Origin of the sequence: Enterobacter sp. K16B (assembly GCF_020216105.1) — a bacterium.
Classification (GTDB): domain Bacteria; phylum Pseudomonadota; class Gammaproteobacteria; order Enterobacterales; family Enterobacteriaceae; genus Enterobacter; species Enterobacter sichuanensis.
The window spans coordinates 1-9,441 of sequence record NZ_JAIWJZ010000168.1 but is presented as its reverse complement, the minus strand read 5'-3'; the positions used below and the strand labels follow the sequence as shown (position 1 = coordinate 9,441).

Genomic DNA, 9,441 nt, shown 5'->3' with positions numbered 1-9,441 from the left:
ACGCAGGGGGTCGCGGGTTCGAGTCCCGTCCGTTCCGCCACTTATTAAAAGCCCTGAGTTAACGCTCAGGGCTTTTTTCTTATCTGTCGCCCAATTATTGCTAAACAAGCAAAAATCCTCTGCGTTTTACGATCTTTTTCTTCATAACCGCTGTAGCGATAATTCTCCTCAGTTAACAAACATTATGAATAACGAGGATTATATGACTCTCCCTGCATTTGGCCTGGGCACTTTCCGCCTGAAAGACGACGTTGTTATCGCATCTGTAAAAACCGCACTCGAACTCGGTTATCGTGCAATTGATACGGCACAGATCTATGAAAACGAAGCTGCCGTGGGTCAGGCCATTGAAGAAAGCGGCGTGCCGCGTAGCGAACTGTTTATTACCACCAAAATCTGGATTGAAAACCTCAGCAAAGACAAGCTGATCCCGAGCCTGAAAGAGAGCCTGAAGAAGTTGCGCACCGACTATGTCGATCTGACGCTGATCCACTGGCCATCACCAAACGATGCCGTCTCTGTGGAAGAATTCATGCAGGCACTTCTGGAAGCGAAAAAGCAGGGCCTGACGCGTGAAATTGGCATTTCCAACTTCACCATTCCGCTGATGGAAAAAGCCATTGCCGCTGTTGGCGCAGACAACATTGCGACCAACCAGATTGAACTCTCTCCTTATCTGCAAAACCGCAAAGTGGTGGACTGGGCCAAACAGCACGGCATCCACATCACTTCTTACATGACGCTGGCTTACGGTAAGGCGCTGAAAGATGAAGTGATTATGCGCATCGCTGAGAAACATAATGCGACGGCTGCGCAGGTGATCCTGGCATGGGCGATGGGTGAAGGGTATGCGGTGATCCCATCATCAACTAAACGTGAAAACCTGGCCAGCAACCTGTTAGCCGTGGATCTTCAACTGGATGCTGACGACAAAAAAGCGATCGCTGCTCTGGAGTGCAACGACCGCCTGGTCAGCCCTGAAGGTTTAGCGCCAAACTGGGATTAAGTTTGACCCACCCTCTGTACACTTAACCCTCACACAGCTCCTCCGGGAGCTGTTTTTATATGCTCACTCAGAAAATCAATAAAGGCACGGATGCGTGTACTCACCGCTCTGTCGCTGTAATACACTGCGCTAAAAGGCATTTCGACCGGCAGACGTTTATCCGCCATCAGTTCCACAAGTTCACCACGCGCTATTTCCTTATCAATCATGTAGTCAGACAAACAGGCGATCCCGTTGCCTTCAAGACACAATTGCTTCAGCGTCTCCCCGCTGTTAGACGACAACCCGCAGGTGATCTCATGCAACTGACCGTCAGGGCAGGCGACAGGCCAGGTATTCAGCGACACGGGTTCCGTAAAGCCCAGACACAGATGCTGTTTCAACTCTTCAACCGTTTCAGGTTTGCCATGTTCAGTGATGTATTGCGGCGAGGCGATAATTTTACGGTAGCTGGCAAACAAAGGACGCGCACGCAGACTTGAATCCGTCAGTGTTCCCGCCCGGATCGCCACATCCACTTTGCGTTCGATAAGGTTGATAAAGGTCTCGGAGGAGACCAATGAGAGTGTCATTTCCGGATAACGCTCACGAAAAGGTTTGATCAGCGGCATCAGAAAGTGCAGAACTACCGGTGTGGCCGCATCAATGCGCAGCAACCCACGCGGGGTGCTGCGTGTTTCCATGATCTCCGTCTCCGCTGCCGCCATCTCCTGCAGAACCGATTGTACGCGGCGGAAATAGCGCTCACCTTCCTCGGTCAGGCTGAGCTGCCGTGTCGTCCGGTTGAGCAGACTCACCCCAAGCTTCATCTCCAGTTTTTTTACCGCGCGGCTAATGGCTGAGTTAGCTTGCCCCAGCTGTTCGGCCGCACGGCTAAAACTGCCGCTTTCGACGACGGCGACAAAGATTGTCAGCTCTTCCGACGTAGCTTTCATTGTTGCACCACCTGCAAAATTCTATTGAGATTTTGACCATTTTTGTTATTTAACCACTGGCGCATACTGCCTGTCATCTTAATCCTGATGATACGGAGTATTTTATGCCACTGGCGCTACTTGCCCTGACGATCAGTGCCTTTGCAATCGGCACGACCGAATTTGTTATCGTAGGACTGGTTCCTACCATTGCTAACCAGCTTGCGATCTCATTGCCCTCCGCCGGGCTGTTGGTCTCAATCTACGCCCTGGGCGTTGCCGTCGGTGCGCCAGTGCTGACTGCCCTGACCGGGCGCTTTCCACGTAAGCAGCTGTTAGTCGCGCTGATGGTGCTGTTTACCGCCGGCAACATTCTGGCCTGGCAAGCGCCGGACTACACAACGCTGGTGATTGCCCGCCTGTTGACTGGCCTCGCACACGGTGTGTTCTTCTCGATTGGTTCCACCATTGCAACCAGCCTGGTACCTAAAGAGAAAGCGGCTTCAGCCATTGCAATCATGTTTGGTGGGCTGACCGTCGCCCTGGTCACGGGCGTACCGTTGGGGACGTTTATCGGACAGCACTTCGGCTGGCGTGAAACTTTCCTGGCCGTCTCTTTACTGGGGGTCATCGCCCTGGTGGCCAGCCTGCTGCTGGTTCCGTCGAATATTCCCGGCCGGGCGAGCGCCAGCCTGCGCGATCAACTGAGAGTGCTTACGCACCCACGTTTACTGATCATCTATGCGGTTACCGCCCTGGGCTATGGTGGGGTATTCACCGCCTTCACCTTCCTGGCACCGATGATGCAGGATCTGGCCGGTTTCTCTCCCAATGCCGTGAGCTGGATTTTGCTGGGATACGGTATCTCCGTTGCGATTGGCAATATCTGGGGTGGCAAGCTGGCAGATAAGCATGGCGCGGTCCCGGCACTGAAATTCATCTTCGCTGTCCTGGTCGTGCTGCTGCTGATTTTCCAGTTCACGGCTTCGATACACTACGCTGCGCTGGTTACGGTACTCGTCATGGGGATCTTTGCTTTTGGCAATGTGCCCGGGCTTCAGGTTTACGTTGTACAAAAAGCTGAGCTCTACACTCCAAATGCGGTGGATGTGGCATCAGGTCTGAACATTGCCGCATTTAATATTGGTATCGCGCTGGGCTCCATCATTGGCGGACAAACCGTCGCGCATGTTGGATTAACTCAGACGCCCTGGATCGGCGCGGTGATTGTCCTGGTGGCCCTCCTGCTGATTGGTCTGAGCGGACGTCTGGATAAACCAGCCCGTGTGGCACTGGGATGACATGAGTAAGTGCTTGCTTACAAAACTGGAAAGCGGTTTCTCAGAAATTGCGTTGAAAGTATGACCTAAAGTCCCTATAACATTAGAACCAGTCCGTTTTCCGGGCTGGTTCATGTTATAGAGGCTGTTTCCAAAAGTGCGAAAAAATACCTATGCCATGCGTTATGTTGCCGGAATGCCCGCGGAGAGGATCTTGCCTCCGGGGTCGTTTGCGAGCATCAGCCAGGCATTGCCCGCCGGTACTCCGTTAAGTAGCGATGAAAAAATTCGCGTGCTGGTGTGGAATATCTTTAAGCAGCAGCGCGCCGAGTGGTTATCGGTCCTCAAGAACTTTGGAAAAGATGCCCACCTGGTTCTGCTCCAGGAGGCGCAAACCACCCCTGAACTGGTCAGGTTTGCGACCACTAACTATCTCGCCGCCGACCAGGTGCCAGCATTTGTTTTGCCTCAACATCCCTCCGGTGTAATGACGCTGTCTGCGGCGCATCCGGTCTACTGTTGCCCCTTACGCGAACGCGAGCCTATCCTGCGTCTGGCGAAATCGGCGCTGGTGACGGTCTACCCGCTGCCGGATACCCGAATGCTGATGGTCGTGAATATCCACGCGGTCAATTTCAGCCTCGGCGTGGATGTGTATAGTAAGCAGTTACTCCCTATTGGCGATCAGATTGCGCATCACAGTGGGCCCATCATCATGGCCGGTGATTTCAATGCCTGGAGCCGCCCGCGCATGAATGCGCTGTACCGCTTTGCGCGCGAAATGTCGCTGCGTGAAGTTCGTTTTAGCGATGACCAGCGCAAAAAAGCCTTTGGTCGTCCTCTCGATTTTGTCTTCTATCGTGGTTTGAGCGTGCACGACGCCTCTGTTCTGGTCACGCGTGCCTCCGATCACAATCCTCTACTCGTCGAATTCAGTCCCGGCAAACCTGATAAATAATGGTGTGTCAGGTCTGCCGTGGGGCAGGCCTGTGCGGGTGCTGCCCTTTATTTTAAACTCACAAAGGACAGTACGATGACAACAACACACTCCCATCATGACAACGTAGAAAAACAGTTCGGTTCTCAGGCAAATGCTTATCTGAGCAGCGCCGTACACGCTTCTGGCCGCGATCTGGTGCGTCTCGGTGAACGCCTGGCGGCATTCCCGCAGGCCCACGTGCTGGATTTAGGCTGCGGCGCGGGGCATGCCAGCTTTACGGCTGCGCAGCAGGTGGCGCAGGTCACCGCATATGACTTATCCGGCCAGATGCTGGAAGTGGTTGCTGAAGCGGCAAAAGCGAAAGGGTTGCAGAACATTGCTACGCGCCAGGGGTATGCCGAATCCTTACCGTTTGACGATGCGTCATTTGAGGTGGTGATTAGCCGTTATTCCGCGCACCATTGGCATGATGTCGGCCAGGCATTACGCGAAGTCAAACGCGTTCTGAAGCCAGGTGGCATCTTCATTATTATGGATGTCATGTCGCCCGGGCATCCGGTACGCAATATCTGGCTGCAGACGGTGGAAGCGCTGCGCGACACCTCCCATGTGCAAAACTACTCTGCCGGAGAGTGGTTAACCTTTATCACTGAAGCGGGCCTGATTACGCGCGCGTTAATAACAGACCGTTTGCCGCTGGAGTTCAGCTCGTGGATCGCGCGTATGCGCACCCCGGAAGCATTGAGCCAGGCGATCAGGCTGTATCAGGAGAGTGCGTCCGCAGAAGTGAAGGCGTACTTTGAACTGCAGGATGACGGTTCATTCACCAGCGATACCATCATGGCTGAAGCCCAGAAAGCGGGATAAATAAAAAAGGCACCGAGGGGAATCGGTGCCTTTTTACCTTGCGATCGTGTCATCAGGAGTCTGGCGTAGCGCTGTTCTTCACAAACAGCGTCAGCTGGTCGCCTGGTTTCAGGTTGTCAGTATCATTGTTCCAGCGCATCACATCTTTGATGTTCACGCCGTGTCGTTTTGCGATACTGGACAGTGAATCGCCTTTGCGCACGCGATAGGTAATGCTATCGCTGTTGCTGGCGAGACGCTGTGCGCTACTCCCTGCACCTACTGTCAGCGTTTGACCGACTTTCAGGCCTGAACTGCGCAGGTTATTCCACTGCTGCAGATCGCTTGCCGTCACGCCAAGACGTGATGCAATACCCGAAAGCGTATCACCTGAACGAACCTTATAACTGCGGCTGTTGACGGATGATGCATCCGCGATCAGCGTTGACTGAACGGCGGCGATTTCACCCGACGCTAAAGACTCGCGTAACTGCTCAGCATGCTTCTGCGGAACCATTACATACTGTGGGCCACTTGCCCCCAGGGTTGAGCCTTTAACGCCAGCATTAAAGGTTTTCAATTTACTGACCGACATACCCGTCATATCAGCGACCTGTTGAATATCAACCGGGTTGCTGAGGCGAACGCGCGCCAGTGCACGACTTTCGTCTGGTGTTGGCAGTTGTACACCGTAACGCTTGCTGTTCTTGAGAATATCACTCAATGCCAGCATCTTCGGTACGTAAATCTTTGTTTCCTGTGGCAGTGAGAGCGACCAAAAATCGGTGGATTTACCCCGTGCTTTATTCGCTTTCATTGCCTTCAGTACACGACCTTCGCCACTATTATACGCTGCGACCGTTAACAGCCAGTCGCCGTCAAACATCTTGTTCAGACGTTGCATCATGTCGAGAGCGGCTGTCGTGGAAGCGACAACATCGCGACGCGCATCATAGTTGCGGGTCTGTTTCAGACCATAGTTTCGCCCGGTGCTCGGAATGATCTGCCAAATGCCTGCGGCATTGGCGCCAGACGTCGCGTGTGGGTCAAAAGCGCTCTCCACTATGGGTAGGAGTACCAGCTCCATAGGCATGTTACGTTTTTTAACTTGCCCGGCTATCCAGTACATATACGGCTCTGCCCGTAACGTTACATCGTGGAGATAGCTCTTATTTCTTAAATACTTCTGTTTCTGTTCGCGAATCCGGCTGTTTTCCGGAATTCCCATCTTTAGCTCGTCGCCAATAGAGGTCCACAAGTCTTGATCCTGCGCGAAAGATGTCCCATCGTCCATCCAGCGCGCTGCACTTGTAAACTTCCCTGCTTCCCCTTGACCAGCTGCAGAAAGGCTCTGTGCGTGCTGTTGTACGTTGCTGCCGTTCTGCGACTGGCAACCTACGAGCAGGACAGAGGCGAGTAATATCGCTTTTGCCTTCATGTGTGTGTCAATAGTTGCTTAAAAGACGAGCGATGATAACGGCGAATTTTTGAAAAGGCAACCCGCAATTATCTGAAGTTATCTTTCTTTGACCTTAACCATGCAAATCGCTCTTCTGGTTGTTGCAAATTTGTTTCTTGGTTAATTTTATTAATTAAATCAATATCATCTGTTCGTAAAAATAAATTAATTTGGCGCTCATTTTTCAGAGTTACGGGGAGTGTATTTTGGTTTTTTGCACGTAACTCCTTCACTTTGTGGTAATAATCCTGAATCGCCCGATCCTCCGGTAACAGGCCAACAGCAAACTTCATATTTCCTAATGTATACTCATGCGCGCAACAAATAACAGTGTCGTCAGGTAAGGCGCTAATCTTCTGTAAAGAGTGATACATTTGGGCTGGTGTGCCTTCAAAGAGTCTTCCGCAGCCTCCGGAGAACAGCGTGTCGCCGCAAAACAGATAAGGTTTGCTGTAGAAACACAGATGTCCTGAAGTGTGACCTGGTGTAGCAAATACAGAAAACTCCCACTCGCCGATGAGGATATTTTTGCCCTCTTCGACTATGTGCGTGGTTCCCTTATCTTGTGTCTCTGCCGGTCCGTAAACCACAAGATGCGGAAAACGGGCGCGAAGCTCGCCAACACCGCCAGTGTGATCGTGATGATGGTGGGTCAACAGAATGGCTTCAGGCTGCCAGCCATTTACCTTAATAGCGTGCAAAACGGGGGCAGACTCTCCGGGGTCGACAATGACGCATCGACGTTGGTCGTCAACCAAAACCCAGATGTAATTGTCCTCAAAAGCAGGAATACTGATAAGATTCATACATTACCTCTTATAGCGTGGCGGGTGTGTTGATGAAACCGGCAAGGATACCTCAGACTGTCGCAGCACCGGAACGTTGGGCGGAATTGCCCTGGGGTGAATACTATCGCGAGGCGTTAGAACAGCAGCTCAGGCCCTGGCTCGCGAAAATGTATGGCTTTCACCTGCTTAAGATTGGCAATCTCAGCGCGGAAATCAATACCGAAAGCTGCGCTATCTCGCATCAGGTCAATGTCTCTCTCGGCGGATCGCCGGTTCAGGTGAAGGCCGACCCATTGCATCTGCCGTTTGCCGAAAAATCCGTTGATGCGTGTTTGCTCGCGCACACGTTACCCTGGTGCAGCGACCCGCATCGTCTGCTTCGCGAAGCCGATCGCGTGCTGATTGATGACGGCTGGCTGGTACTTAGCGCATTCAATCCGCTGAGTCTGATGGGGCTGCGTAAGCTGGTGCCGGTGCTGCGCCGCACCCCACCTTACAACAGCCGGATGTTCACCATGATGCGCCAGCTTGACTGGCTTTCACTGCTGAATTTTGAAGTGCTCAGCTACGGTGGTTTTCAGGTGCTGCCCTGGGCGCGGCAGGGGGGCGTCGTGTTGAGCACCCATCTGCCTGCACTGGGCTGTTTGCAGTTTATCGTGGCGCGTAAGCGAACCATTCCTCTTACGCTTAATCCGATGAAGCAGAGCAAATCGAAAACGCCCATCCGCCAGACCGTGGGCGCCACGCGACAGTACAAAAAAAACGATCAGGCGTCGGGCTGATAGCCCGCATCTTCATGAGCGGGGTTGGCCGCCGCCGCCCGCGCCAGTTCGTCGCAGCGTTCGTTTTCCGGATGGCCGGCGTGGCCTTTTACCCACTCCCACTTTATTTCATGCTGCCCCAGCGCGGCATCAAGCCGTTTCCAGAGATCGACATTCTTGACCGGCTTCTTATCGGCGGTCATCCAGCCGCGTTTTTTCCAGTTGTGGATCCACTGGGTGATCCCCTGGCGCACGTACTGGCTGTCGGTGCTTAACACCACGTCACAATGCTCTTTTAGCGCCTCCAGCGCCACAATGGCCGCCATCAACTCCATCCGGTTGTTGGTGGTCAGAAAATAGCCTTCGCTAAAAGTTTTTTCATGCTGGCGATAGCGCATAATCGCACCGTAGCCGCCAGGCCCTGGGTTGCCGAGACAAGATCCATCGGTGAAAATTTCTACCTGTTTACGCATCTCTGGTAGACTTCCTGTATTTGAAACGTTCAGTTAAACGATAAGTCTGACATAAATGACCGCTATGAGCACTGCAATTACTCGCCAGATTGTCCTCGATACCGAAACCACCGGTATGAACCAGATCGGCGCGCACTACGAAGGGCATAAGATCATCGAGATCGGTGCCGTTGAAGTGGTGAACCGTCGTCTGACGGGGAACAACTTCCACGTCTACCTGAAACCCGATCGGCTGGTGGATCCCGAAGCGTTCGGCGTTCACGGTATTGCCGATGAGTTCTTGCTGGATAAGCCGACCTTTGCGGAGGTGGCGGACGAGTTTCTGGAGTATATCAAAGGCGCTGAGCTCATCATCCACAACGCCTCGTTCGATATCGGCTTTATGGACTATGAGTTTAGTAAGCTCCAGCGCGATATTCCGAAAACGAATACGTTTTGCAAGGTCACCGATAGCCTGGCGCTGGCGAGGAAAATGTTCCCCGGCAAGCGTAACAGCCTTGACGCACTCTGTTCGCGCTATGAGATAGACAACACCAAGCGAACGCTGCACGGGGCGTTGCTCGATGCCCAGATCCTGGCTGATGTCTATCTGGCGATGACGGGTGGCCAGACGTCAATGAAGTTCAGCATGGAAAACGAATCCCAGCAGACGCAGGACGAAGCGGGTATTCAGCGCGTCGTTCGCCAGGCCAGTCGGTTGCGGGTTGTTTTAGCCAGCGATGAAGAGTTGCTTAACCACGAATCCCGTCTGGATCTGGTGCAGAAGAAAGGCGGAAGCTGTATGTGGCGCGCCTGAAAAAGCGCCGGAATGCCTGTAAAATCATCGTTCGGGCGATTTTTGCAGCAAACGATTCAAAACGTGAGAAAAAGCATTGACGGGATCGGAGGCACACCGTAATATGCGCCTCGTTCCCCAAACGGGAACAGTGGAGCGGTAGTTCAGTCGGTTAGAATACCTGCCTGTCACGCAGGGG

Annotated in this window: 10 protein-coding genes; 6 read left to right on the top strand and 4 right to left on the bottom strand. The window is 53.0% G+C overall.

Going from position 1 to position 9,441, the window contains the following annotated elements; translation table 11 throughout:
- Nucleotides 1-202: 202 nt before the first annotated feature.
- Entirely contained in the window at nucleotides 203-1,006 is an 804-nt protein-coding gene (gene dkgB / locus LDK53_RS21980; protein ID WP_155030716.1) for a 2,5-didehydrogluconate reductase DkgB, read from the top strand.
- Between the two features lie 29 nt (nucleotides 1,007-1,035).
- Here the strand turns inward: dkgB and yafC are convergent, their stop codons facing one another.
- The gene (gene yafC / locus LDK53_RS21975) at nucleotides 1,036-1,941 is read right to left on the bottom strand and encodes a DNA-binding transcriptional regulator YafC (protein WP_225288070.1); all 906 of its coding nucleotides are present in this window, start codon (nucleotides 1,939-1,941) and stop codon (nucleotides 1,036-1,038) included.
- A 104-nt stretch (nucleotides 1,942-2,045) separates the two neighbouring features.
- Here yafC and LDK53_RS21970 point away from each other — a divergent pair, with 104 nt between their 5' ends.
- From LDK53_RS21970 to LDK53_RS21960, 3 genes are all read left to right on the top strand, one after another.
- Nucleotides 2,046-3,221 carry an MFS transporter gene (locus tag LDK53_RS21970; RefSeq protein ID WP_225288069.1) on the top strand — a complete coding sequence of 392 codons (1,176 nt, stop codon included), beginning with the start codon at nucleotides 2,046-2,048 and terminating at the stop codon, nucleotides 3,219-3,221.
- A 136-nt stretch (nucleotides 3,222-3,357) separates the two neighbouring features.
- Nucleotides 3,358-4,158 carry an endonuclease/exonuclease/phosphatase family protein gene (locus LDK53_RS21965; RefSeq protein WP_024909448.1) on the top strand — a complete coding sequence of 267 codons (801 nt, stop codon included), beginning with the start codon at nucleotides 3,358-3,360 and terminating at the stop codon, nucleotides 4,156-4,158.
- Between the two features lie 75 nt (nucleotides 4,159-4,233).
- Nucleotides 4,234-5,007: a class I SAM-dependent methyltransferase gene (locus LDK53_RS21960; RefSeq protein WP_225288068.1), complete on the top strand. Its 774-nt coding sequence runs from the start codon at nucleotides 4,234-4,236 to the stop codon at nucleotides 5,005-5,007.
- A 52-nt stretch (nucleotides 5,008-5,059) separates the two neighbouring features.
- Here LDK53_RS21960 and mltD read toward each other — a convergent pair whose 3' ends face one another.
- On the bottom strand, nucleotides 5,060-6,424 hold the full coding sequence (gene mltD, locus LDK53_RS21955) for a murein transglycosylase D (RefSeq protein ID WP_032672480.1): 1,365 nt from the start codon (nucleotides 6,422-6,424) through the stop codon (nucleotides 5,060-5,062).
- 68 nt (nucleotides 6,425-6,492) lie between these two features.
- Nucleotides 6,493-7,251: a hydroxyacylglutathione hydrolase gene (gene gloB / locus LDK53_RS21950; protein ID WP_225288067.1), complete on the bottom strand. Its 759-nt coding sequence runs from the start codon at nucleotides 7,249-7,251 to the stop codon at nucleotides 6,493-6,495.
- Nucleotides 7,252-7,283: 32 nt separating this feature from the next.
- Between gloB and LDK53_RS21945 the strand changes: the two genes are divergently transcribed.
- Nucleotides 7,284-8,015, top strand: coding sequence for a class I SAM-dependent methyltransferase (locus tag LDK53_RS21945; RefSeq protein WP_025757605.1), 732 nt, complete (start codon nucleotides 7,284-7,286; stop codon nucleotides 8,013-8,015).
- On the opposite strand, the gene rnhA is transcribed toward LDK53_RS21945, so the two are convergent.
- Nucleotides 8,000-8,467: a ribonuclease HI gene (rnhA, locus tag LDK53_RS21940; protein WP_025757603.1), complete on the bottom strand. Its 468-nt coding sequence runs from the start codon at nucleotides 8,465-8,467 to the stop codon at nucleotides 8,000-8,002. The two genes, LDK53_RS21945 and rnhA, sit on opposite strands and share 16 nt — an antisense overlap.
- 64 nt (nucleotides 8,468-8,531) lie before the next feature.
- On the opposite strand from rnhA, the gene dnaQ reads away from it, so the two are divergent.
- Nucleotides 8,532-9,263: a DNA polymerase III subunit epsilon gene (dnaQ, locus tag LDK53_RS21935; protein WP_045285097.1), complete on the top strand. Its 732-nt coding sequence runs from the start codon at nucleotides 8,532-8,534 to the stop codon at nucleotides 9,261-9,263.
- The last annotated feature ends 178 nt before the right edge of the window (nucleotides 9,264-9,441 follow it).

Excerpts from the sequence above, each read along its gene's own strand:
- dkgB (WP_155030716.1), top strand. The coding sequence starts at position 203 with ATGACTCTCCCTGCATTTGGCCTGGGCACTTTCCGCCTGAAAGACGAC.
- yafC (WP_225288070.1), bottom strand. The coding sequence starts at position 1,941 with ATGAAAGCTACGTCGGAAGAGCTGACAATCTTTGTCGCCGTCGTCGAA.
- LDK53_RS21970 (WP_225288069.1), top strand. The coding sequence starts at position 2,046 with ATGCCACTGGCGCTACTTGCCCTGACGATCAGTGCCTTTGCAATCGGC.
- LDK53_RS21960 (WP_225288068.1), top strand. The coding sequence starts at position 4,234 with ATGACAACAACACACTCCCATCATGACAACGTAGAAAAACAGTTCGGT.
- mltD (WP_032672480.1), bottom strand. The coding sequence starts at position 6,424 with ATGAAGGCAAAAGCGATATTACTCGCCTCTGTCCTGCTCGTAGGTTGC.
- gloB (WP_225288067.1), bottom strand. The coding sequence starts at position 7,251 with ATGAATCTTATCAGTATTCCTGCTTTTGAGGACAATTACATCTGGGTT.
- LDK53_RS21945 (WP_025757605.1), top strand. The coding sequence starts at position 7,284 with ATGAAACCGGCAAGGATACCTCAGACTGTCGCAGCACCGGAACGTTGG.
- rnhA (WP_025757603.1), bottom strand. The coding sequence starts at position 8,467 with ATGCGTAAACAGGTAGAAATTTTCACCGATGGATCTTGTCTCGGCAAC.
- dnaQ (WP_045285097.1), top strand. The coding sequence starts at position 8,532 with ATGAGCACTGCAATTACTCGCCAGATTGTCCTCGATACCGAAACCACC.